General features: G+C 48.4%; 26 protein-coding genes. 8 read left to right on the plus strand and 18 right to left on the minus strand.

Annotated features, from left to right (window positions below; all coding sequences use genetic code 11):
* Positions 1-185 precede the first annotated feature (185 nt).
* The 6 genes from dapA (at position 186) to CUJ83_RS14475 (ending at position 7,380) form a co-directional block, all read left to right on the plus strand.
* Entirely contained in the window at positions 186-1,067 is an 882-nt protein-coding gene (gene dapA / locus CUJ83_RS14450; protein WP_230743113.1) for a 4-hydroxy-tetrahydrodipicolinate synthase, read from the plus strand.
* Between the two features lie 17 nt (positions 1,068-1,084).
* The gene (locus tag CUJ83_RS14455; RefSeq protein WP_230743115.1) at positions 1,085-2,977 is read left to right on the plus strand and encodes an aldehyde ferredoxin oxidoreductase family protein; all 1,893 of its coding nucleotides are present in this window, start codon (positions 1,085-1,087) and stop codon (positions 2,975-2,977) included.
* A gap of 2 nt (positions 2,978-2,979) precedes the next feature.
* Positions 2,980-3,276: a MoaD/ThiS family protein gene (locus CUJ83_RS14460; RefSeq protein WP_230743117.1), complete on the plus strand. Its 297-nt coding sequence runs from the start codon at positions 2,980-2,982 to the stop codon at positions 3,274-3,276.
* 146 nt (positions 3,277-3,422) lie between these two features.
* Entirely contained in the window at positions 3,423-4,712 is a 1,290-nt protein-coding gene (locus CUJ83_RS14465) for a glycosyltransferase family 4 protein (RefSeq protein WP_230743119.1), read from the plus strand.
* 32 nt (positions 4,713-4,744) lie between these two features.
* Positions 4,745-6,823 carry an amylo-alpha-1,6-glucosidase gene (locus CUJ83_RS14470; RefSeq protein ID WP_230743121.1) on the plus strand — a complete coding sequence of 693 codons (2,079 nt, stop codon included), beginning with the start codon at positions 4,745-4,747 and terminating at the stop codon, positions 6,821-6,823.
* Positions 6,824-6,996: 173 nt separating this feature from the next.
* Complete coding sequence (locus CUJ83_RS14475; protein ID WP_230743123.1) at positions 6,997-7,380, plus strand: hypothetical protein; 384 nt, start codon at positions 6,997-6,999, stop codon at positions 7,378-7,380.
* 971 nt (positions 7,381-8,351) lie between these two features.
* Here the strand turns inward: CUJ83_RS14475 and CUJ83_RS14480 are convergent.
* A complete protein-coding gene (locus CUJ83_RS14480; RefSeq protein WP_230743125.1) occupies positions 8,352-9,008 on the minus strand; it encodes a TfuA-related McrA-glycine thioamidation protein in 657 nt (218 codons plus the stop codon).
* Entirely contained in the window at positions 9,005-10,231 is a 1,227-nt protein-coding gene (locus CUJ83_RS14485; RefSeq protein WP_230743127.1) for a YcaO-related McrA-glycine thioamidation protein, read from the minus strand. Before CUJ83_RS14485 ends, CUJ83_RS14480 begins: the two co-directional genes overlap by 4 nt.
* Positions 10,232-10,481: 250 nt before the next feature.
* On the opposite strand from CUJ83_RS14485, the gene CUJ83_RS14490 reads away from it, so the two are divergent.
* Positions 10,482-10,811, plus strand: coding sequence for a DUF2098 domain-containing protein (locus CUJ83_RS14490; RefSeq protein ID WP_230743129.1), 330 nt, complete (start codon positions 10,482-10,484; stop codon positions 10,809-10,811).
* Positions 10,812-10,820: 9 nt separating this feature from the next.
* On the opposite strand, the gene CUJ83_RS14495 is transcribed toward CUJ83_RS14490, so the two are convergent.
* Positions 10,821-11,243 (minus strand): hypothetical protein, encoded by a 423-nt coding sequence (locus CUJ83_RS14495; protein ID WP_230743131.1) that lies wholly within the window; start codon positions 11,241-11,243, stop codon positions 10,821-10,823.
* A 13-nt stretch (positions 11,244-11,256) separates the two neighbouring features.
* Here CUJ83_RS14495 and CUJ83_RS14500 point away from each other — a divergent pair, with 13 nt between their 5' ends.
* Complete coding sequence (locus CUJ83_RS14500) at positions 11,257-11,451, plus strand: hypothetical protein (protein WP_230743133.1); 195 nt, start codon at positions 11,257-11,259, stop codon at positions 11,449-11,451.
* On the opposite strand, the gene CUJ83_RS14505 is transcribed toward CUJ83_RS14500, so the two are convergent.
* The 15 genes from CUJ83_RS14505 to mcrB all read right to left on the minus strand — a co-directional run bounded on the left by CUJ83_RS14505 (position 11,443) and on the right by mcrB (position 24,162).
* Entirely contained in the window at positions 11,443-11,751 is a 309-nt protein-coding gene (locus tag CUJ83_RS14505; protein WP_230743134.1) for a DUF1894 domain-containing protein, read from the minus strand. The two genes, CUJ83_RS14500 and CUJ83_RS14505, sit on opposite strands and share 9 nt — an antisense overlap.
* A 17-nt stretch (positions 11,752-11,768) precedes the next feature.
* Positions 11,769-13,265 (minus strand): methanogenesis marker 14 protein, encoded by a 1,497-nt coding sequence (locus CUJ83_RS14510; RefSeq protein WP_369424437.1) that lies wholly within the window; start codon positions 13,263-13,265, stop codon positions 11,769-11,771.
* A gap of 204 nt (positions 13,266-13,469) precedes the next feature.
* Positions 13,470-14,411 (minus strand): tetrahydromethanopterin S-methyltransferase subunit H, encoded by a 942-nt coding sequence (gene mtrH / locus CUJ83_RS14515; RefSeq protein ID WP_230743138.1) that lies wholly within the window; start codon positions 14,409-14,411, stop codon positions 13,470-13,472.
* 15 nt (positions 14,412-14,426) lie between these two features.
* On the minus strand, positions 14,427-14,630 hold the full coding sequence (gene mtrG / locus CUJ83_RS14520; protein WP_230743140.1) for a tetrahydromethanopterin S-methyltransferase subunit MtrG: 204 nt from the start codon (positions 14,628-14,630) through the stop codon (positions 14,427-14,429).
* Between the two features lies 1 nt (position 14,631).
* Positions 14,632-15,369 carry a tetrahydromethanopterin S-methyltransferase subunit A gene (mtrA, locus tag CUJ83_RS14525; RefSeq protein WP_230743142.1) on the minus strand — a complete coding sequence of 246 codons (738 nt, stop codon included), beginning with the start codon at positions 15,367-15,369 and terminating at the stop codon, positions 14,632-14,634.
* Positions 15,370-15,380: 11 nt separating this feature from the next.
* Positions 15,381-16,151: a tetrahydromethanopterin S-methyltransferase subunit A gene (gene mtrA, locus CUJ83_RS14530; protein WP_230743144.1), complete on the minus strand. Its 771-nt coding sequence runs from the start codon at positions 16,149-16,151 to the stop codon at positions 15,381-15,383.
* A gap of 1 nt (position 16,152) precedes the next feature.
* A complete protein-coding gene (mtrB, locus tag CUJ83_RS14535) occupies positions 16,153-16,461 on the minus strand; it encodes a tetrahydromethanopterin S-methyltransferase subunit MtrB (protein WP_230743146.1) in 309 nt (102 codons plus the stop codon).
* A gap of 2 nt (positions 16,462-16,463) precedes the next feature.
* The gene (gene mtrC / locus CUJ83_RS14540) at positions 16,464-17,270 is read right to left on the minus strand and encodes a tetrahydromethanopterin S-methyltransferase subunit MtrC (RefSeq protein WP_230743148.1); all 807 of its coding nucleotides are present in this window, start codon (positions 17,268-17,270) and stop codon (positions 16,464-16,466) included.
* Positions 17,271-18,053, minus strand: a complete 783-nt coding sequence (gene mtrD / locus CUJ83_RS14545) for a tetrahydromethanopterin S-methyltransferase subunit D (protein WP_369424440.1) — start codon at positions 18,051-18,053, stop codon at positions 17,271-17,273. It abuts the gene before it with no gap.
* 8 nt (positions 18,054-18,061) lie between these two features.
* Positions 18,062-18,955 (minus strand): tetrahydromethanopterin S-methyltransferase subunit E, encoded by an 894-nt coding sequence (gene mtrE / locus CUJ83_RS14550; RefSeq protein ID WP_255668604.1) that lies wholly within the window; start codon positions 18,953-18,955, stop codon positions 18,062-18,064.
* Between the two features lie 224 nt (positions 18,956-19,179).
* Entirely contained in the window at positions 19,180-20,853 is a 1,674-nt protein-coding gene (gene mcrA / locus CUJ83_RS14555; RefSeq protein WP_369424438.1) for a coenzyme-B sulfoethylthiotransferase subunit alpha, read from the minus strand.
* A gap of 15 nt (positions 20,854-20,868) precedes the next feature.
* On the minus strand, positions 20,869-21,627 hold the full coding sequence (mcrG, locus tag CUJ83_RS14560; protein WP_230743153.1) for a coenzyme-B sulfoethylthiotransferase subunit gamma: 759 nt from the start codon (positions 21,625-21,627) through the stop codon (positions 20,869-20,871).
* Between the two features lie 13 nt (positions 21,628-21,640).
* Positions 21,641-22,267: a methyl-coenzyme M reductase I operon protein C gene (mcrC, locus tag CUJ83_RS14565; RefSeq protein WP_230743155.1), complete on the minus strand. Its 627-nt coding sequence runs from the start codon at positions 22,265-22,267 to the stop codon at positions 21,641-21,643.
* 30 nt (positions 22,268-22,297) lie between these two features.
* A complete protein-coding gene (mcrD, locus tag CUJ83_RS14570; protein WP_369424439.1) occupies positions 22,298-22,798 on the minus strand; it encodes a methyl-coenzyme M reductase operon protein D in 501 nt (166 codons plus the stop codon).
* 29 nt (positions 22,799-22,827) lie between these two features.
* The gene (gene mcrB / locus CUJ83_RS14575; RefSeq protein ID WP_230743158.1) at positions 22,828-24,162 is read right to left on the minus strand and encodes a coenzyme-B sulfoethylthiotransferase subunit beta; all 1,335 of its coding nucleotides are present in this window, start codon (positions 24,160-24,162) and stop codon (positions 22,828-22,830) included.
* Positions 24,163-24,679 lie beyond the last annotated feature (517 nt).

The raw sequence follows: 24,679 nt of genomic DNA on the forward strand, positions 1-24,679 counted from the left end.
TCCTAATCAGCCCCGTTTTAACATTTATCCAGGGCTTATCAGGAAATTTTGATACTTATTACATTAGCTCCGTTAAATCGCCGCCTAACGTATAAAACCTGAAAAAATAAACTGGTTTTGCCATGTAAGATCGCTCGACACCTGCCGGTATCGGGCATATGACACTGGCAGCGGGGCGCTGAGAATTGTACCATCCTGGAGGAGTCTACCCGGCCATTCCGGTACCTTTCAAAAAGAACGGTGACCTGGACGGCGAATCGTTGATCGGCCTTATACAGCATTTTGAAGACACGGACATCAACGGCATACTTATTATGGGCACCTCCGGCGAGTTCGCAATGATGAATGACAATGAACGCAGGAAGGTTGTTGATATTGCCGTCGGGTCGGTGAACCGGCTGGAGACGATAATCAACGCCGGATACGCTTCGACGCGGGAGACAGTGTCACTGGCAAAATACATAAAAGACGCTGGCGGTGATGCCGCCATAGTGGTCGCGCCCTATTTTTATCATCCGTCACAAAAAGGAATGGCGGACCATTTTGTAACTGTGGCCGAAAAGGCGGATATTCCTGTCCTGGCCTATAACATACCATCATTTTCCGGCAACACATTGTCCCCGGACATAATGACGGATTTCGCGCTTGAAGAGCGCATAGTGGGAATAAAGGACAGCGGAGGAGATCCCGCCGCGTTACAGGAGTTCATACACAGGTCATACGAAGGGTTCTCCGTCATGGTGGGATCGGACAGCCTCGCATGTTTCGGGTTATGCATGGGAGCCGCGGGAATGATAATAGGAAGCGCCGCGATCGCCCCGTGGATATGCACGGAGATGTACGATGCACTGCGGAAGACTGATTTTAAAAGAGCGTTGAGCATGCAGCTCGCTTTGAACCACGTCATCAAGGCCATGAGCGTCGGCACCTTCCCCGTATCCATAAAATATTGCCTCAGGGCACAGGGGCTCCCGGCGGGCTATGTAAGGAAGCCCCTGGAAGAGTTAAGCGCCGCACAAAAAAAGGAAGTTGAGGTCCATCTTAAAGCGGCCAATATTTTGAAATGATTCGGAGCGTTGAAGTGATGAAAGGATTGTGGGGAAAGATAATAAGAGTGAATCTTGCCGGCGGTAGTGTAAAGGTAGAGGATGTCCCGGAGCATATCGCCAGGTCGTGCCCGGGAGGAAAAGCACTTGCCGCTCATTATGCCATAAGGGAGATACCGAAAGGTGTCGATCCTTTAGGCCCTGAAAATAACCTGTATCTTTTTACAGGAGTTCTTACAGGGACGGCGACACCCACCGGCAACAGGTTCGTCGCCGCGACAAAATCGCCTCTGACAGGTACATTTACCGACTCTTATGGCGGAGGCTACTGGGGGCCCGAGCTAAGGTTCGCGGGATATGATGGCATGATACTGGAAGGGATATCGGAAAGCCCGGTGCGCATACACATACAGGACGATGACATCGGCATACTTGATGCTTCGGACATATGGGGTACCGACACATGGACGGCCACAGAGAGGATAAAAAACGCATATGGCACTCTTAAAAAGCCTCTTAAAGTATTGAGCATAGGCCAGGCAGGAGAAAGGCAGGATGTGCTCTCTGCGATCATAGCTGACGCCAGAGCTGCCGCACGCGGAGGGGTGGGGGCGGTGATGGGAAGCAAAAACCTTAAAGCCATCTCTATCATCGGAAGTAAGAGACCGCCAGTAGATGACCATAAAGGTATGATGGCACTTGTCAAAGAGCAAAATATGCGCCTGAACAAAAACCCTGTTACCGCTGAATCTTTGAGATATAGAGGCACGCCGAATATACTTATGGGCGTCAACGAGGTGGGTGCTTTGCCCACAAGGAACTTCCAGGACGGGCAGTTCGAAGGGGCGGAGAATATAAGCGGGGAGTCTATGCGGAAAGTCCTCTGGAATGGCGGAAAGAACTGGCACCCGTGCTGGAACTGCGTAATAAAATGCACACATTTTACCGTGCTCGAGCAGCCGGGCTATGAAGGAAAGATAGATGACGGCCCGGAATATGAAACGACGGCGCTTCTGGGCTCATGTTGCGGGATAGATGACCCTAAGGCCATTGCGCTTGCCGACTATATTTTAGACGGATATGGCATGGATACGATATCCGTGGGGAATACCATAGCATTCCTGATGGAATGTTATGAAAAAGGCATTATAGGGAAGGACATTACGAACGGCCTTGACCTGAGGTTTGGAAATAAGGACGCATGGCTGGCGGCAATTCATGCGGCGGGCAAGAGCGAAGGCATACTGGGAAGGCTGGTGGCGAACGGCACTAAAAAGGCGTCGGAAGAGATAGGAAAGGGCACGGATAAGTTCGCCGCGAACGTGAAAGGCCAGGAGATCCCTGCCTATGACCCAAGATGCGGCCAGGGAACGGCGCTATCATATGCCAGGTGCGAACGAGGGGCCGATCATCTTAAGCCATGGGTCTTTAACAAAGAGTATCTTACTTCTGAGGAACGTACCGACCCGTTCGACACTTCGGACAAGCCCGGACTGATCAAGAGGGAGAACGAAGCATCCGCCCTGTTAGACTGCATATGCGTCTGCAGGTTCGTAGCCAATGAGCTGACACTGCAGAACGATTTCCTCATGCTTGTCAACGCCGCCACAGGCTTCGATTATAGCTGGCCTGAATTTTGGGAGATAGGTGAGAGGGCTGTCAATCTCGTCAGGTCTTTCACATCGAGAGAAGGTTTCGGGCGTAAGGATGACTCCCTCCCGGAAAGGTTCGTGAAGGTGCCCCTGAGCTCCGGCCTGGCAAAGGGTAACGTCGCCAGGGTCGACGAGATGCTTCCAAAATATTATGAGATATGCGGCTGGGACTCTAACGGCATGCCCACTAAAGAAAAATTAAGGTCTCTAGGCCTGGAGTTCGTGATAGAGGAGCTTTACGGTGCTGCTGAAACCGCGGCAGCTGCCAGAGCTGCGTGAAAATGGGCAAAGTGATCGTGAGAGCGATAGGGCAGATGGCGGGATCGCTGGATAAGAATAAGTATGAGATAGACATGAGCCCGGGGCTCACGGTCAGAGAATTGTTAAAAGAGCTGTCCTATCTTGCAGGCCCGGGATTTGCCGACTCTGTGTATGATCCGGCCGGAAGGCGCTTGAACGAGTATATCACCATATTTATCAACTCAAAGGAAATAAGGTCGCTGGCAGGGCTTGACACCAGGCTAAAAGCGGGAGACGTGGTCACCATATTGCCGCCCATGGCAGGAGGTCTGGATTAGAGAGTAAGCGTATTAAAATAATGGCCATTCGCCTGAATGACAATATTAAGCAACACTGTAAAAAAAATTGGCGCTTTTAGGTTTTACTGTTAATAATTTTGGTTAGGTATAAAAAAATCAAGAACAATCTGTCTTTGGTTGATCCGATGAAAATAGGCGTTTTACACTGGGCATTTCCTCCGGTAGTCGGTGGTGTCGAATCACATCTCATATATCTATATGGTGAACTTGCACAGAAGGGACATGATATATCGATACTAACTGCCCCTCACCCAGAGAGGGATGACTCATCAGTAAAATGGTGTAAGATAGTATCAGACGACCTTATGAACCTTGACTCGCTTCAAAACAGTATCCCGAAGGAAGGCAGATACGAGAAAGTCTATGATATGATAGAGAACTTCATCCTTGATGAGACCCCGGACGTGGTCCACGCTCACAATTTTCATTACTTCATACCAGATCATGCGGAATGCCTGGATGAGGTCTGTAAAAAATACGGTATACCCATGGTCCTGACTATCCATAATTATTGGGAGGACGATCTTTGCAGGCACCTGATGAAGGACATAGGCTGGGATAAGATCGTCGCCGTTAGCTACCATATGAAAAACCCGTCCTTGTTCGACTCAAAAGTGCCCCTGGATAAAGTGGAAGTCCATTATCATGGGGTAGATCTTGATAAATACAGGGTCATCGAAGACAGGGACTCAGTAAGGTCTAAGCTGAACCTTGACGGGAGAGAAGTCGTATTTCATCCCGCAAGGGCATGCAGGTCAAAGGGCACTATGCATAGCATCGAGGCGGTCGCCAGGCTCAGAGAGAGATACCCCAACATATGCCTGATAGTCAGCGGTAACGGGGATTCCGTGGACTTTGAGCAGGAAAGGCCCCAGTTCAGGTCGGAGGTAGCTAGTCTGGTCGACGAGCTAAAAATGCGGGACAACATCCTCTTCGTAAGCCCCTCGGGCGACGAGATGCCGCTTTACATGAATGCCTCTGACGTCATCCTCTATCCGACTATCATGCCGCAGGGAGAGGCTTTTGGGATCGCGCCGGTAGAAGCGATGGCATGTGGAAAACCGGTCATTGTCACCAACAGCGGAGGGCTTGTCGAGAGCACCTCGATGAACATTAACGGTATCGTCGTGGACCGCGACCCTGATAAGCTGGTGGATGCACTGGTCGAGAACATCGACAGGCTATTAACGGATAAGAATTATGCGGAGTATCTGGGCTCTAACGGCAGGGAGATAGCCATTGAAAGATTTGACTCGAGAAAGATGGCTATGAGGATGGAGGACCTATATAACAGGCTTTTGAATGAAAACCTGACTAAATGCGAAAGCAGAGTTGGTCCGGCAATAAAACGAAAGGCCGGCGATGATAAGATCAAGGCTAATTGTACACACAGCACGTCTTTCAAGCTGATATAGCTCGCCGGCTGACTGTTTAGCCAGGTCATCATATGAATGAGACGATAGTCATTAACGAAGGGACTACCTTCATGGTCACAGATAATTGCGGGAATGTGCCAAGGGGCACCCCGCTCGGTCTTTTTAGGTCAGATACCAGATATCTTAATGTCTACTTTCTGAAGCTCAACGGCATGCACCTTATACCGTTAAGCTTCACCAGAAGAGGATATATAGCGAATGTTTCTCTTACCAATCCGGAACTGAAGACAGAAGACGGCCAGACAGTCCCCGAGGGGACGCTTCATATCTTAAGGACCATGTTCATTAGCTCTAATTTTTATGAAAAGCTTTTCATTAAGAACACTAACGCGTTCCCCGTTAAGCTCCAGGTGGCGCTTTCATACGACACGGATTTTAGGGACATATTCGAAGTGAAAACAGTTACATATACTCGAAGAGGGCTCAGGGCCATACTGGAAGGGGAGGAAGGTAAAAACGTCATCTTAAGATATGAAGGCCTCGACAATATCATTCGCAGGACTGAGTTTTATTTTAACCCTGCACCGGAGATATACTGGGATAAGGCCATCTTCAACATGGAGGTGGCGCCCTATGAGACTAAAGAGATCGATATTGAAATAGTCATGACGCTGGGCGTAGTGCCGGTGATAAGGCAGGATTTCGTCGTTGCGAAGAAAGAGATAGAGGAATCATATGACCAGTGGCAAAAAATGCTGACGCAGATAGACACGGATAACGACCTCATGAACAACATCATCGAGACCTGCATACTCGACCTCCGGTCCCTTATCATACAGACCAAGAAAGGATTGCTTGTCCCCGCGGCCGGCATACCGTGGTATGACACCATTTTCGGCAGGGACAGCCTGATCACAAGTATGCAGACGCTGATGCTGAACCCGACTTTATCGCGCTCAACCTTAAGTTTCCTGACAATTTACCAGGGCACTAAGGTCGATTCATGGAAAGACGAGCAGCCGGGGAAGATATTGCACGAGATACGCGAAGGGGAGCTTGCGAATCTTCAGCATATTCCACATACGCCATATTACGGCACTATTGACGCCACTATGCTGTACGTTATACTGATGTCCGAGTATTACAAATGGACCGGGGACGTCACTATATTATCGGACATCAAGAACGGTGCCGAGAACGCCATCAACTGGATTGATAATTACGGGGACCTCGACGGGGACGGATACGTGGAATACATGCGCATGTCCGAAAAGCTAGGGCTTGTGAACCAGGGATGGAAGGACTCTCATGACTCCATAGTCTTCAGCGATGGAAAGCTCGCTGACGCCCCTATCGCGCTGTCCGAGGTGCAGGGCTATGTATATGACGCAAAAAGAAGGTTCGCCGAGATGTACCCGGACTCCAGCATAGGTAAAAAAGCCATGTCAAGTTCCCGTACTCTTAAGACACGTTTTAACGAAGATTTCTGGATGAGCGATAAAAAGTATTATGCGGAAGCTCTTGACAAAAACAATAAGCAGGTCGACTCGATAACGAGTAATCCGGGACACTGTTTTTGGTCAGAGATACTTGATAAAAAGAAAGCGGACCTTATCGTTAAACGCCTCTTACATGAGGACATGTTCTCGGGCTGGGGGATAAGGACTCTGGCTACCAGCGAAAAAGCATACGACCCGCAAAGCTATCATAACGGTTCCGTCTGGCCGCACGATAATTCGATCATAGCCTGGGGGTTGAAAAAATACGGATATTCTGAGGAGGCAAACCATATCATCACGGCTCTCATCGAGGCGAGCAAATATTTCGATAACAGGCTGCCCGAGCTGTTCTGCGGTTATCCGCGTGTGGAGAAGCAGCCGCCTGTGATATACCATTCGACATGCAGCCCGCAGGCATGGGCTTCTGGAAGCATAATATTGTTCATCCAGACAATGCTGGGACTGTACCCCGATGCTCCGAATAATATCCTTTACGTGAAGCCTACGCTCCCGGAATGGTTGAAGTATGTGACGGTCAAGAAATTAAAGGTAGGGCCCGAGATCGTAAACCTTGAGTTCAGGCGCGTTAACGGAAAAACGACATATGACGTGATAGGGAAGACAGGCACGATAAAAGTCGAGGGACTATGATCGGTTACAAATAGTACTTTTTAATAACGGACATATATCCCCTTCCGGCTTTATCCTGAATATTATATCGATTTTTATTGAATATAAGCCAATAAATCGATGATTTTGTTATAAACGAATATAAATCGACAGTACTTACCTTGTTATGGGTAGAATACAAGAGGAGGGTAGATATGATGAGTAATAGTAAACGCTTTAGGCTGCGGTATCTTATTATTGCATTGGCCGTGCTCCTGGTGGTCTCGTCGGGCATTGCGACAGCTTCTTTCTTTAGTTTCCCGTCCCTTGACAGGTTCTCTTTTGGATCAATGACACAGCCTGCCTATAACACAGGGCCTTTCACCACGGTCAACCGGTTCAGCATGCCGTTAAACGACCTGTCGATGACAAGCGGCATAGGACTGCCGTTCGGAGGCATCAGCCCGTTTTACTCGCCCTATACATACAGTAAGTCATACACAAGATCGACCATGGGACCGGAAGGGCCCGTAACCCAGTCGTATGTCATGGACTATGATAGTACGACGGGCGAACAAACGGTCACTTATATGAACTAGGCTGATCGACCGGGTGACATCCTGATCGATCTTTTTATTTTTTTTCTTCTTCAGCTTTTTGTGATGTTTTCTTTGTTGTTTCTTTCCGGGTGCTGGTTGATAAAAAAATGAGAGACTACTAATAAAGATCAGACTATTATGAAATTACTCAATTACAAAAAATTTCATTATCCCGTTTCATAGCTTACGTTAATCATACAGGCATAGGTAGACCTATCATTTCATATATCACCAGAACGGCTTATGCGGCGATACTTGCGAGTTATATGGAGATATTTGGAAATAGCATCATTATTTTTCTTTGACACATGTTACGAAAAATCATATATCTGATGATACATGTTACGAAAAATCATATTTTACTGGCACACGTTTCGATAAAATATATCACAATATACCATATTTTATCAAAAACATCTATCGACCAGCGTAAAAGGATTTTTGAAATATATTCGGCATTATTCATCGTTAAATATCGAATAATTTGGTAAATTTTAAAGAAATGTGTACCAATATGCTTATTGTAGGGATGGAATGGATGTGGCAAAACGGCCACAATAAAACGGACTTATCATATAAGTCCGTTTAAACCATTATGTTGACCCTCACCTTATCCATTACCCTCCCCATCACCCTTGTTGGTGATGGCTACTCTTGCGGCGGTGTTACCCTCACCGCCGCCTACCCTCAAAAAAATAAATACCCTCAATAATAAATACCCTCAATTAAAAACAATACCCAATAAATACTACCCTAAAAACAATACCCAATAAATACTACCCTAAAAACAATACCCAATAAATACTACCCTAAAAACAATACCCAATAAATACTACCCTAAAAACAATACCCAATAAATACTACCCTCAAGTAAAAACGTACTACCCTCTTTTCTTTTTTTGATGTCCTTAATGAAGAACATCCATGAGAATGCCTTTAAGATCAGTATATTGCAGCAGTCGCTTTTTAGCTTATTTCTTTGAGCGCTCTATTATCTCTTTAATCTTTTCAAGCGTCCTGATAGCGTCTTCTGCCTTCAGGTTCAGCGGGTTATCGCGTATGAAATCTCCAAGGCGGTCTGATCGTTCTGTCGAGATAATACCTTTTTCAGTAGCGCGTTTAAGGATCTCCGGATATTTTCGGTCGGGATAGAACATCCCGGTGCACGTCTTTAATAGGGAATCGCGTTCTTCTGCGGTAATGATCCCCGAATCCTGAGCTGCCTTAAGCTGGTAGCGGATATTCACCAGCGGCTCCGACATCTGCTCTCCCGTGACCGGGTTGAATGTCACGGCGACCTCATCATCCGCACATATCCTGCCGCTTTTATAGCATTCATAGATCCTGCCGGCGCCTATCATCCCGAAAGTATCGAGCTCGGATGCCCTGAGAGCCCCCATGCTGGACCCGCCGACGACGATAACGCCTTTTTTCATCACTTCGATTATCTCTTTATGGGCTACAGCGGTCTTATTGTAAAATACGCCATCGATTATTCCTATTATTTTGGCCCGGTCCTTTAGCGCTTTTTTTAGGTCTTCACGGCTTATGGGAGGGCGATAATCGGCCTCAAGTATTTGCCGCGCTTTTTCGACTGGCAGGCTCGGGCCCAGATACACTATTATCATGTAGTGACCTTTTTGGTTGAAGAAGCTCTTCTGCAGCGGGGGCCTATCCTCTCCCGGTCTATTGCGAACATTTCCAGTCCGGGGATAGTGACCCTGACAACAGGAATACCGACCTTCTTTCGAGTCAGGTCTGTGACGATTATGTTATCGACCACGTTCTTAAGCATTTCAATGGACTTTTCTATATCGCCTTTATGTGAATCGGTGGAAAGGTCCGGAAGGTCCTCGAGGAAAACATGTTCGGCGTTTTCGACATACCAGTGTTTGTTAAGCCGTTTCATGCGATCGTAGCCTATTGACCTGCTTATCTGATCCCTGTTCGTGTCCTCGCGAGCACCATGTATCTGCGTCGCCCTGCTCTGTGCGACTTCCGTGAGAGCCCGTAATAAAGCGATCCTTGCGTCAAGATGCGTCCCAACGCCCATGACCAGCAGCGCCGGGTCCATTAGCTCCCGGTCATCCGTGGCCGCCATGACAGTGGGTATGCCGGAATCGGTAGGAAGGTACCATAGCTTCACAAGGATATTCGCATCGCAGAACTTTTTGTACAGCTCGAACGCTATGCCGTCCTTTTCAGTGAGTATGATCTCTTTCCCGGGGTCCCTGGTGGCTTCGGCGATGGAAAGAGCGTCACGTTCCACGACTTCCATGAGCCCGTGGAATATCGCTTCCTCCATGGTATTGCCCGAGGCAAGTCCGTTCGTGTTGCTGCGGAAAAGCCTTGAGCCCGAGATCGTCTCGTATGGATGGAAGACTGCGTTGCCCGGTAAAAATAGCTCGACATCGCTTATGAGATCATAGCCGTCCACCCAGTCAAGCTTCACTCCAGACAGCAATTTTCCGGGAAGTATAAGCTTATCAGGATCGATCGCCGGACCATCTTTTGTCAGGTCCTCATAAGAGCTTATTTTAATGCGTTTACTATCAGATCTTTGATATTCCGAGGAGTATCTTTCAATGGCCTCCATCATCACTGAGACTTTCGCCTCCACCTCGGACGCGCCTTTACCTGCGTATACGGATATTGCCCCTTTTGCAGATGCCGGCCGTATTGCGGAATATACAGGTATGCCTATCCTATCAAGTCCGGATATCTCGGCGACCCTCGTCACTCCTATCCCGGGTAACAGTTTTTCGACTTTTTTCAATGTCTCCTCAGGGGGTACCACACGATGGGTATCCTTAGTATATCCTTTAGGAGTGTATTTTAGTGTTATTTTCATCTCATCACCTGATAGGGTTACTAATAGAAATATGCTGTTTTGCAATGTCCTTACTCATGTATCGCGGACTGAGACCATCGAAAAGGCATCTGTACATTTTATGAAGTAATACTTAATTAAATTGTCGTTATAGGTACGGGTGCTTGTAAAAAAGGCATCAAGATTTATACTTTTATGCAGGTATAATAACTGGAAATATTGTGTTCATCAAGTATATTAATTTGTAGAACGAACATTATGGTTGATCATCATGGAAGCCAGTGAAAGTGTAATGACCACAGACCTTAATGGTAAGCCTATAAAAGTAGGCACCACGGTGAGATATATCACCACAAGGACTGTCGGGAAGGTCATAGACATTAAAAAGGAAGAGGATAAGACCTGGGCTCAGATAGACACCACCAGCCTTTACTATGATCCGCACTATCTTGAGGTGACCACTCAGGCGAAGAGCGCGGAAGAGGAAGAGGAAAGCGTAAAGATAGACTATGAAGAGCTTGAGCAAAAAATAAAGGCCATGGAAGACGCGCTTAGCGTCAAGGACATAATGACTGACAGCTCATGCGAAGGCGGAGGATGAAGATCCCCCTTATTTCGCAAATTCCTCTAATTCCTTTAATAATATCTTATTCATCTTTTCGACGGTCTTTTTATCTCCACGGATAGCAAGCAGGTCGCGCTCTATGTCGCAAACGCCTATCGGGACAAAGATGTCGTCTCTTCGAACGATATTAAGGTCATGTTCTTTTGCGAGCCTTATGATGAGCTTTCTCGGCGTTCCGGGAGGTATCAGCAGATCAAATGTATCCGGTATTACTTCATCGCCTCTGCGGCCGTTTTTGATCCCCAGTAGTTCCTCAACGGATTCGAGTTCTATCTCTCTCGGAGTGATAAGGTCCTCTATGGTTTTACCCTCATTCCCGGATTTTTCCTCGGCCACAGCCTTTGTCGCCTTTTTCTTTACAGGCGCTTTTTTAACGCTCTTAATAGAAGCCGATGCTTTTTCGGTCACCTTTACGACCTTTTTGGCAGAAGCGGTTTTTGTCTTAATCGCAGTCTTTTTTAATTCCGGTTCCGATGATTTCGCTTTCTTCGATGCGCCGGGCTTTTCAGCAGAGACTTTACCGGCCTTTTTAGTTACTGTTGAAGTTGTGCCTGATTTCTTTTTAGTAGCTGGAATAATAACACCCCGTGGAATATTTTATGACGATTTATTTTAATCCGATATTAAGACAATCTTTATACTTTGACCTTATTCGTTTAATTTCCTCCGGGACATCGTATATCCGCAGGACGGAAGACCCGAAGCAAGGTTTAGTATATATGATGACAAGGTTCTTATCGTTTTCCTCTATGGCGACAGGAACTCTTTCCTTACCCAGTATCTTCAGGTCAAGGATAGGGTATCCGGGTTCGACGTAATATATCTCCTTATATCTTGACCTGATGTAATCATCCCCTTCTGACATACTTGTCTGCGGAAGCAGGACATCGAAATTGAAATCATTGATACATGCCATTGGATTTCATCCTTTTTTCATTTTTTATTCTGCAGTTTCATGCGCTGGGCCATGATACATTTACCGCCGCTAACTCCGCCAAGAGGATTCTTAGGAGTTCCGAACGAGTTCATGCAGCGGGCCATAACGGCAGCACCTCTGGCAAGGCCGTCGTCACAGAATATTATATGGTCCTCGGGCTTGTCATAAATGCCCAGTTCACCGATCTTCTCAATTATCAGGTTGGGCTTATGGCCGGTAATGCCCGCTCTGCCGGTAATGCCGATAGTAGTCTTGCTCGTGATCAATTTTTCATCCAGGGCGGTCTTGATCAAACGCTGCGCTATCATGGCGCTGACCATGTCAAGCGTCGCGAGCATGGTCTTCACGCCATGCTTTTTACATACCTCCGCGCCAACCTCGTTAAGCCGGGGCAGGTCTTTACCGTTCTCTCCGACTTCGCAGCCTATCAATGATACTTTGTTGTTCTTTGCTGCCGCCGGGTTCACAGGTACACTTCCGTACCATTTCCTGCCGTCAGGCACGACCTCTATCTGGACAAGTTCATGCGCCCACTTTGCATATTCTTCTATCACATTATCCTTAAGCATCTCGGTCAATAATCCCGGCTTTATCTTGCTGGTAATATCAAGCACGTTGCCGTGCGTCTTATCGACAAGGTCGGAACCTCTGACTATTGCATCTGGTATCGCGCCCGCCAGACCGCAGAAGCTGCCTATTGTCTTTGAATAAGGAAGAATGTCATTGGTAACGCGGCCTTTTAGGGTAGTGCCGAAGTCTATCGAACATACAGGGTTCCTGAAATCGACGCCTGTCCACTTTGCCGCCTCTTTTATGCCTGCAGTGGCAAGTTCGCCTTCCATCTCGTTTGCAACGATCTCGACGCCTGTGCTGCCCATCGGAGGCAATACGCTGGCTACAGCGCCGTCGAAGAATACCTTATCGAGGAAAGAGAACTCTCTGCACCTCTTCTGAATATTTTCTTTTGACATGGCAGGAGCCATGTTCTTTGGAGGGACCTTGGCTATCAGGCAGCCGTCCGCCAGTGCAAGAATGAACTGCCCCACATCGTCCGGGCTATCAAAACCGGCTACGACGCCGGTCGACCTCACGACGAAATTCAAGTCCATTTCAATGTCTAAACCTGCTGCCTTATGGGATTCCAACAGGGTCTCCTTTACCATATCCCTTACTGATTCCCTTGTGAGTTTACCGCCGTCAAGAGTCTTGCCGAACACGGTCTCGCCCGGCCTGGGTGCCCTTACGTCACGGGTCATTCTAACGGTCTTGTTCAGCAGATATGTCTTGCCCGATGACAGATCAGTCGCTGTAAGAATACACTTGGTCGTGGTGTTACCCATTTCAACAGAAGCGACTATATAGTAATTTGTTTTTGAAAGGTCTACCTTAACCGACATTCCGGGTGATGAGGTCCTTGGTATAAGAGATAAATGTGGAGTTTCCGCTATATGAGGTTGAGGACCGAACTTTCTTAACAAGGGTTTTAATTGCATCATTATCACCGGTGATTATAATCGTTATATGTTCCTATCCTGATACGATATATTTTGTGCTTTCATCGATAATTAAACTTACATCGATTACATTTTACAATAATTCCATTAAAAAATATTTGAAATGGCAATAAAATCCTGTTTGCAGAATAAAAGATAAAAAAGGAAATAATTGGCATGTTACCATGCCAATATTTTACGCACTTATGCGAGCTTGAACAGCGGGTGGGTGTCGACTGCGGGGTTGGTGCCAAGATCCCTGGCTGCCTCGCATACGACTATGTCGTTCATCGCTACTGCCGGGAAGACCTCTACTGCGTGGTCGATCGGACCGTACAGACAGAAGTCGCAACCGAGGGTGATAGCGATCAGGTTGCTGCCAATGTCCGACGGCATGTATGCGTTCTCCTTGCCCGGGAGCTTCTTGAACTTCTTGAGCCAGGACCATGCGGAGGGTATGTTGTGGTAACCGCCGCCTACCGGCTCGCCGAGCTGGGACTTAACAGCGAAGATGGACCTGTAGGTCGCACCGGAGCCGCTGCCCAGCGGGGTTGCTGCTACATCGATGAGTGGCCTGGTTATGCCCTTCTCAGTACCGATCTCGATCATTCCCTTAGTCTGGCCTGCTGCACCCTTGGTGAGCATTTCCATCCTGCCCTTCACTGACATGTCCATCGGGTTGAATCCGAGGATGATGCAGGAGTTGAACTTGCAGGTCTTGATCGCTTCGATCTCGTCCGGCTGTGCTGCGGCGTTGATCGAGTTGTAGATGACTCTGTCAGTTACACCGATCTCGTCTGCCCTCTTTGCGCCTGCGACTCTTACGCTGGCTACGGTCGAGTCCACGAGGAACGCGTCCTTGCCTGCGTCTGCATACCACTCAATGTACTTCTGCATTGACTCGTCAGTCTCGGCGACGATCTGTAACCAGCACGGGTTGCCGGTTATGTCGGACATCTCTTCCTGTGTCCTGACTAGTTTCTCTGCTCCTTCCTTGTCGAAGACACCCTTTTTGCCGTCGATAAGGATCTTCTGTTTGTTGTAGAATATTGAACCGGCTAAAACGGTCGGGTATTCACCCGGCTGACCGCCTACTTTGGCCCTGCCGAACTCGTAGACTTTCTGTTCATTTCCATACTTAAACATTAGACATATCCTCCCTTATAGCAAGTTTAACTGTATAAATATGCTGTACGCAACGTAAATCAAAGCTCCAAAAAGGAACCCGTACAGTATTCCAACTTCTCTACCAAGCCTTTTTCCTTCGATCTGCTGGATCTCAGCATTAACGAACTCGACTTTCTCCTCGACTCCGTCAACTCTCTTCATGATCGCTGAGTAATCCTTTGGGTCAACATATACCATTTTAGATACCTCCCAGTAATATTACGGGGATCAGGATCATGGCAAATGCAAATACTGCCCCAATCAGGAATCCGAGTACCTTGGTGGCACCCACGGCGGATGTAAGCTTCTGGTTCCTTGCGCAGAGCTGTGCGCGGTAGCACATGTCATCCACTAATGGGGGGATCTCCTTGTCCGGCTTTGCAGCTGCAAGCATGAATGCTCCCTCTGCTCCCTCTTCTTCCTCAACTTCCTTTTCCTTGATGGTCAAGGTCATTGGGTTTGCGGGGAACGCGCCCGGGTCCTTTGCGATACAATCCTGGATCGCTGCCGTTATCTTGGCCTCATCCTCTACATCGATCATGTAGATGGTCTGGACCTGCTCCTGGAACCTCTTGACTGCTGCGTCATCAAGGTTCTCGATAAAGGGAATGGCACCCTTTGCGTTAACAATTCTGCCGTCCTTAAGGCCATGCTTGTGAAGGCACTCAAGAGCGTCACCGGATATGTGACCCTTGACTTCAGAGCCACAAATTATGAGGAACCTGATGTTCGGGTTAGAGATGATGTTAGCGACGATCTTCTCAATACCGAGGTTCTCTGTCTTACAGGGTCCGGCCATACCTGCTCCGGCCTTGATCGGGAACTGATTGAAGTGTGAACCCATAGTAGCTACTACAACGCAGCTCTTCGGGTCGCCCGCATCATACTCTCCCTTAACGATAGGCCATCCAGATGCTGGTTCTTTCTTGTCAACCATTTGTATCACCCTTATTTAAACCTCAATGCTGTAATGTCTATTCCGCCGGGGAAGAGCAGTGCGAGCAGTACGATCGAAATTATAATGCCAAGCATTACACCTTCCATCTTTCCTGCGTACCAGCCCATTGTGAACTTGTTCAGGTAACCGATACCCTTGATGTCGGTCTTTATGGTCCTGAGACGGGACTGGATCATCATCAGTTCGCCGCCGCCAGCGCCGCCGGCAACAGCTGCTCCTGCAACTACTTCGCCACCCTCTTCTTCCTCAACTTCCTTTTCCTTGATGGACAAGGTCATTGGGTCTGCGGGGAACGCGCCCGGGTCCTTTGCGATACAATCCTGGATCGCTGCCGTTATCTTGGCCTCATCCTCTACATCGATCATGTAGATGGTCTGGACCTGCTCCTGGAACCTCTTGACTGCTGCGTCATCAAGGTTCTCGATAAAGGGAATGGCACCCTTTGCGTTAACAATTCTGCCGTCCTTAAGGCCATGCTTGTGAAGGCACTCAAGAGCGTCACCGGATATGTGACCCTTGACTTCAGAGCCACAAATTATGAGGAACCTGATGTTCGGGTTAGAGATGATGTTAGCGACGATCTTCTCAATACCGAGGTTCTCTGTCTTACAGGGTCCGGCCATACCTGCTCCGGCCTTGATCGGGAACTGATTGAAGTGTGAACCCATAGTAGCTACTACAACGCAGCTCTTCGGGTCGCCCGCATCATACTCTCCCTTAACGATAGGCCATCCAGATGCTGGTTCTTTCTTGTCAACCATTTTAGATCAACCCTCCCATTTTCAGCAGCACTACAAGGAACGCAGCAAATCCTCCGAATATGAATCCGTAGAATATGTTGGTCCATATGCCTGCGTAGTATAATGATTTCTCTCTTCCCGGGAAGGATTCGAGGAAGTTTCCGGTCGGAGTGAGGGAGTTCATTAAGTCGTCCGCGTATGCGTCCAGCTTATCAATCTTTTCGTTTATCGGCTTGAAGTTATATTTCACTACGCCTCCTTCAGGCTGTAGCTTACCTGTCTCTATGTTGTAGGACAGTCCGTATTCCGGTAATATTTTAACGAAAGCCATTTTTAGTCCTCCCTTGCCGGTAACAGTCCGGTATCCTTGATCACGACACCGCATTCCTTAACTCTGTTCCAGTATGACAGGTATCCGAATACCCATGCGATCAGGCCGAGAACGATCGTGATCGCTGCCGGTGCAAGTCCTACGAGGGCTATTGAAAGTATACCGAATATAACGGTCACTATAAAGCCAGACTCAACCGCTAAGGTAAGTGTCCTCTTCTGGTTCTCATCCGGACCGAGACATGCATTGAACGGGTGAAGGATCGGAAGTGCGCCCAGTATAAAGAGCGGAGCTATGAATCCGGTTCCGATAATGTCAGTCATAAATGCGCCGTACTCGAACGTACCTGCCATGACAGTTGAGAATGCCATGAGGATAAGGCTTGCAGAACCTGCGATGAATATCATTCCGATCTGCATTGTCGGGATCTTCATCTTAAGTACACCGTTGGCAATGTAACCGATTATTGCACCCTGTATCAATGATAATACAAGTGCCAGGACCGGTCCAGCCAGTACTATGCCGGTGTAGTCCCCGATCTTAAGACCGAGAATGGTTGTAAGCAGACCCATACCGAATGCGAGCATACCTATGGAAGGTACACCGGTACCGATACCGTACTTACAGATCTGCCTTACTGCATCTGCGCCCCAGACTATTGCAAAAATAGCTCCGATCGCGCCGATGAAAGATCCGTAGGCGACGTCCATCGCATTGTTAACAAAGTATGCTATGTATATGGCTAATAAGCCGCCGATCATTCCGATAGCTGCGAGAGTGTTCCAGCTCATGTCCTTGTGTTCTGACATTTAAGCTACCCCCATGTATATGATAGCTGCAACCCATACACCGATGATGATCGATGCTATTGCGCTTGCTACGAATGCCCTTGGCCACCTCTTGAACTTCGGGTCGTGGAAACCTTCGATAGTACCGGTAATGTTGTAAGATGCAAGAACCGAGTTTACGAAGAATATACCGATCGCACCGATCGCTGCCGCTGCGACGCTGAACCCGCCTGCGAGGAATACAAGGTATATAAGCGAACCACCGAATCCACCGAGGATACCGCCGATGACTGCACTTACTAAAGCGACTGTCGGGGTTCCGTGACCCTCAGTACCCCTGGTAACATAGAGGTCCTGCCTGTCGCCGGTGATCGGGTCGTACTTTACCTTTGCGGATACGAGTGGGACACCCAGACCGTACACGTAAAGAATGTTGGACACTCCACCAAGAATGACCATCATTAACATTGCGCCGATGATACCTGCTGCCAGGATCATGGCTATTCCGCCTATGTTCGCTACTATTCCTGCCGGGGAGAAAAGAGTACCGTCACCGACAGCTGCAACGAACGAGGCGTATTCGATCTTACCAATCATCATTTCTTCCATTACGAGACCTGCGCTGATAAGACCGAGGAAACCTGCAGAAGCTGCAAGCATGGTTGTACCAGTTCCGATACCGGTTGCCTGCGCCATTGCAGCAGGTGCACCGCCCACAGGAACAAAGTGGACACCAATGCTTACCAGTAATCCACCGATACCGATCGCCAGTACCATTATAAGTAAAGTTATTGGATCGACTATCATGATACCTAATCCTCCGCCTTCTTGTACGGACCGTATGTGTTCCTGGCCCAGAGCTCAAGCATCCTGTTGCCTATGAGCCATATGAGCGCAATGATGAAACCTGCGATCATCGCACCCCATCCGTTCAAGTATTCTATGAAAATAATGTGTCTCCAAAGGTCAAGGAAAACTGTCAGACCAAGACCGATACCGGTCATCGGACCTCCGTGCTTGACACAGAAACCGGCTACGTCAATACTGTTCCTGATACCTGCTTCGCCCTGCTGGATGATCTTACCAGAGTTCGACGCTGCAAGTCCGCAACCGAATGGCTTGTTCATGTATTGCCTTTCGGTACCATAGTGAACGTCACCGACTGCAGAACCCATACCACCGGTCATGATACCCCAAAGCATTGCGAGTATCGGGAACGGGAATGGCTGTCCTATTATTGCACTAAAGAGATATGAGAACGTGGATATTGCCATCGCTGCTATAAATGCATGAGCAATAATAGACGGAGTTGTGGTCAACAATATGTCCAGATAGATCGGCTGACCGAATCTCTTCTGACCGGTTAACCTACCCATGTATGCTGTGGTTGCGAAAATACCGTACAAAATCGCTGAAATAGTGGATCCTATTGCCAGCGCTAAGACGATGTTAATAGCAAAGGCAAACTGCAAAGCAAACCCAATTGCTGCTGCTGACGCGCATAAGAATCCGTAACCGACTGGTTCGCCGCAAATAGCTTTGTTGTATATACGGTGAACGTAGCCAACTTGTGGAGCCAGCTGCACCTGGGAGTTCGCGTTAGACTGAGAACCGAAGTCTGATTCGAGATCTTCAGCCGCGCCTGCTATGGTAGCACAAGCACCCATTAGAGCTAATGTTCCAAGGCTCACTACCAATTCTTCCATTTGTTATCCTCCTTTCTAGTTTATAATTATGGATTTGGTATAGGGACAAATATCCATAATTAGCGCTATAAGTATCATTTTCAATAGGGCTTGTTGACTAATAAACCTTTCGAAAAACGCTTGGAAAGCGCTTTATTTACTTAAAAAAACCTTTAGAGAACTAATAATATAAAAACAAATTATTATAAAATAAAAAATAAAAATTGGAGTAATTATACTCCAATTTACTTTGCCGGTATGATGAGTGATCTCTCACCAGCAGGCATGAACTCGCGGATCGCACCACGTGCGAACTCTTTCCTCGGCTCGGTGAAGTCGAACTTGAGGTCCTTGTCCGCAAATGCGACCTTCAGGAGCGGGCTTACGGTCCATGCGTCGCCGCGGGCGAAGTGTGCCTCTGCTGCGATACCTGCGTAGCCACCCTGGTGACCGACGTTCATTGCGTAGTTCGGGTAGTTCGGGCCTCTTAATTCGGCAACTGCACCCTCGTCAGACCTGCATGAGAACACGTTGGTCGCACCGCACTGGTCCTGTAAGTCGTAACCGAAGAATCCGAGCCTGCCCCATGCTTCCTTGTGCAGGTACATGGATAAGTACCAGGCAGACAGACCTGCGTTACCGTTACCGGTTGCGTAGGAGGTCGCCAGACCGGATGCTGCCGAAAGGACAGTCGCCCTCTGTGAACCGCCGAAGTGGTCCTCAAGGGTGGTCGGGAAGCCTTCGTACTGCTCGATACCGTAGAGCGTGACTTCGGTTCCTACATCGTTAACTGTGTCGAGGTTTGCCTTCGCCTTGCATGCGCCGCCGTACTTCTTCTTGACGTAGTCTGCGCCGTAGTAGGAGAAGTCGTCGAGGATATCATCAGTGTATGCAGCGGTTGCATACTGGGTGAATCCTACACCACCGGACATGTATGAGCCGAGCCATATCTGGTCGTAGAGCATACAGCCGGATGCGACTACTTCAAGACCGGACTTTATCGGGTCGTCCGGGTATTTCCTGCCGGTCTGGACTATGTCCGAGAGGAAACCGAAGGATACTCCACCGGGTTCGTTCGGACCCCTGGCACGTCTTGCGGGTAACAGGTTACCCATCTCGACGACCGAGGCGTGCTTTGCTGCGAACGCAAGGTCTGCCACTGCTGCCTCACCGGCGCACATCTTGTACGCGGTGATGAATGACATACCGATCTGCATTGCAGACCACCTGGAGGTGGTACCACCGTCGCAAGTCCTGACGACTATGGTCGGGATGTGGACGGCCTGGTGTAAGGATTTGCCGAGTGACTTCTTGATCTGCTCAGCCTGTTCCTTCGGGAAGGCCTTGTTTATGTCTATGACATACTGCTTGTCGATGGAGTCGGCAAGCTCATCGTCACCGGTGAACACCTTGACGAAACAGTCATCTACAACGCCTGGGTGGGTTTCGACCATGTGTTCCTGAACGACTGCACCACCGGGCATTGCGTGGTTGAGAACTGCCAGGTAGTTGCTGATCGTTTCCGGAGTGACGGTCTTACCGAGACGCTTCTCGAGCACGGAGTGTGCTGTGTCGAGACCGACTATGACGGTCCTCCTTATCTCATCCCAGAACTGCTGCATTGCAGCGTTGTTGACGAAGTGAAGGTCATCGCCCTCTACTACTACGTCAGTGCCCGAGACCTGATAGGACATAAGCTGTCTCTGACCGAGTGGGATACCGCCCATGTGGACCATCGGGTTGTATGCGGAGATGCCTCTCTTCTTGGCGACTGCGTCTCCTGCCTTCTTGAACTCCACTTTTCTCTTGGACTGGGTGTAACCCTCATACTTGTACTTGGTCACCTGGGAGGTTGGCTCCTCGGCGAACTTCTTCTTCATTGCCTTGATGAATAATTTCTGGGTTTCCTGAACTGACATTTTATTCACCTCTCCTTACACCTTCGGGAAGAACCCGCACTTTGTCCTTAAGTTGTGGATCCTCTGTACCCAGGGTAATACTTCATCGTCTGCCCTGAATGCAACACCGTCAACACGGTAGATGGTGGTCCTCTTCTTGAGCTCTTCTTCGGACATGGGTTTGCCGAGGTTTACTTTTCTGTCGAGCGGGTCGCCGACCTGGTCCTTAACGGCCTGGACGTTACCGTCTGCGCCGAGAACCTGTCTCTGCAGCATGTCGAACATCATGCCGTTCTCGTTAAGCCTGAGCGAGTGACCGTGCACGGTGCAGCCTCTTAAGGATGCCCTTGCCGGGTCGAACATCTCGGTCTCCATAACTTCCTTGGTTATGGCCTCGATGTCTCTCTCACGGGCCTCGATGATCTGCCTGCCCGAGAGGGTACCTGGGTCTACTCCCCTGTACCTGGTGCATGCCATCCAGGACCTGAGGTACGGGACCATCGGTGCGAAGTACATTGAGTCAGCGTACTGATTGTACCTGATCCTGTCTCCTTCCTTGGTACCCGGGGTGGGCTCGACTATCTTCCTTATGGGGCAGTCCGGCTCACCGGTCTCTGCTAATGGCGGGTGTACCTTCTTGTATGCGGAACCCGGGGCGCGGTGTCCCAGCATGATGACGACGTCGTCATCGGAGAGGCTCCTGAGCTTCTCCATCTTGTATGATGGGTCCATGAACTTCTTTCTGTTCTGGGCCACAGAAGTTTTACCTGGGTAGAATTGTGCTTTGTAAGCCATTATAATTCAACTCCTAATTTGTAGTAAGTGCCTGCGGATTTATTCTTATGATATTTTTCACGATCTCGTTCAGCTTGTCCCTTGAACATGTCTGACCTCTCGTTATCCCGGTAACGATCTCAAGCACAGTTCCCTGCGTCTCGATCTTATCAGGTTCCGGGTTTACGACCCGAGTCTTGACGCCGATCCTGGCGAAATCCTCGAAGTCTACAGGGCATTGACATACGATTATCGCGGGGATCCTCACGAATCGGAGTATATCCCTCGTCTTGTATATCACGTGAGACTTTATGTTTCCCAGATGTATCAATGCCAGCTTATGGCGGTTGATCTGCTCGATCTCCTTTTCGGACAGGCCGAACTTAGGCCCGTGGCCGATAGCTGCGTCCTTTGCGTCCGGCGGGACGCCACCTCCGGAGTAGAGGACCAGTACGCTGACCTGGATACCTTCTTTTCGGAGCCCGTAGGTGATCTCGCACACAGGTTTTGTGATATGCCTTCTTCCGGGTGTCATCGCGATCGCGACCACGTCCGGACGACCGGCTTCGGATAGCGTACCTCTCTGGGCGAGTCCGCCACCTTTGTCCAGGCCCATACTTTCCCTGCAATCAACTACCTGAGTTTCACGATCTATTGGCATTTTGATTCATCTCACGTTTTTCGTTTTTAATTATATGTCTTCATTATTGCTCGACTTAGGAGCTCCGCAGCATGATGAATTCTGCCGCTTTGCCTTGGGGTCGAACATCCCTATGCTTATGTCATCGACCTTGCCCCCTTTCCTCACGTAATCCGTGATGGTCTTTTGTGTCCTGATGAAAAGACCTTCGTTTATCGTGAAGGGGAAGGGGAGAGCCTTTTCACAAGCTTCCCTGACCTGTTCTTTGACGCCAGCATCTTCTAGCTCGATCCAAAATCTGCCCACCTGGACCGTCAATTCAACCTTTTCGCCTTTTATGTCAAGGTAGGTTGGTTCGCGTACGTTGAACTTGCCCTGCAGAAGATCCTCTGGATTATCCTTGGGCAGGCTGGGACCGTACACGACGATCCGGGTAATGCCGCTGATCTTGTTCAATTCGTTCAACAGCTTCTGTGCAGTGTCTGGATTGAGAAGCCTGTCGGGAAATACTTCCAACTGGGGTTTCCTTTTCCCTGTTACCGGCGCTATCACTGGAATTTTCCTCCGCAATGTCTACTTATCTATACTTTTCCCTTGATCTCTGCTGCTCCCTTTGCAACGTATACGAGTGGTTCTCTGAACTCGGGTATCTCGCCGAATACATCACCAATGAGCTTGGAGGTCGATTCTACAGTGAACATCTGGGTGCCTGCATCAAGTGCGCAAGCTGCAGATACACATGGAACCGCAAAGCCCTTGGAGTGTCTTGTAACGACGTGGTTACCGTTGAATATACCCGGTCCGCCGCCACCGTAGATCGAGTGGCTGAAGAACGAGAATCCGACTGCGGTACCCTGAACCTTACCGAAGTCTACGCCCGGTAATCCGGTCTCTCTCTCAATCAGGTCGTTGTAGTACAGCAGGGTCGATGATACTGCCTGGGCTGCTCTCATTGCACCGCAGTTGACCATCGTTGCTGCCATTAAACCGGCTGCAGCGTATGCGTTCCATAATGGGACGTCTTCAGTGGTGTATACCTTGTATCCGGACGGCAGGGTCTTCTCTACCTTGATGACCTTGTCATCGATAGCCTTGCCGACGGTAGAAGCGACTACTGATCCGACAGTACCGTTCTTGCCGTTCTCCTTGACTAAGTTGTATACCAGGTTGTTTGCGTTAAGACCCTGGTATGCTAAGCCGAGTAACTGGTACCTCTCCCACGGTCCGATCGCGTCGCCCATCTCGAATACACCAGTCTGCTCGAATATTGAGGACAGACCTGCTGCGTTCATGGCGTTTCTCTTTGCGATCGCAACTGTGTGGTTACACAGAATGTTCCTTAATGCGTAGCCGAGACCTTCATCCTTCATCGGAGCTTCAAGGATACCCTTTACGTTACCGCCTTCCATATCGATGGTCTGCGGGTAGAGACCCCATACTGCTGCCTTGACGAACGGACCGTCGAACATGTCGACCTTGTACATCTCGAGTAAGGCTTCTGTTACGGCTGAGCCTGCACAGGTCATACCTGCGACGAACTCTGCGCCCGCATCGATTCTTGCGGTCGGGCACTGTACGAGTAAGCTCTTGCCGCCGCCGACGATCTTAACTGCTGTGTCGTCGCCCTTGCTTACGCGGATCTTGTCTTCGACGTTCTTGGCGATCTTCTCTGCGTCCTTGACGAGGCTGAGATCTAAGCTCTTTCCGAGGATCTGCCTGCCCTTGCCGCCGACCTTTCCGGTCTTGAGAGCGCCCTCGATACCCTCGAGGCTTACTGCTACTGACCTCTTGGTCAAGCCGATGAGTTTCTTGATAGTCGGGTTGACTAATGGGCTGATTGCCTCAAGAGGTACATCCTTTTCTAAAAGTTTTCCCTTATCGTCGTATAGGTCTATTACATCCTTAAATTTAGGCATTTTCTCCCTCCTCCCGTAGGATTCTTAAAATGTTCCGTCATTGTGGCCGTTTGCGCGGTAAAAATTACCCGGCATCTAGAAGCAACATTTAGTACCGCCTTTCGCTGCCCGAATTGCGTTCTAAAAGTTCATTGACCCCTATGCCTATTTTATGATAAAGGGGTCGATGGTTACTTCTCAGTGACCACTTAGACAATAGTATATGGTACTACAAAGATATTAAGTTTATGTTTTGTCCCTCTATCATTTAATCGATTTTGTATAATATTATATATATTTTAATAGAAAACTTCAATACTACCGTACAAAATAGATTTAACGATTTTTTGGAATTATTTCAAAATGTTAAATTTAATTTTATTAAACATACGTGATTAATTATAAATTTTTTAAAATAATATGATTTATCATGAGATATTTACATTATGTCAATCGTCATATTTATAGATTGTTATTTAAAATTTTTTAAAAAATCAAAAAACAAAGACATATAATCATATTTATAGCTTTAAATAAA

It is taken from the genome of Methanooceanicella nereidis (assembly GCF_021023085.1).
Classification (GTDB): domain Archaea; phylum Halobacteriota; class Methanocellia; order Methanocellales; family Methanocellaceae; genus Methanooceanicella; species Methanooceanicella nereidis.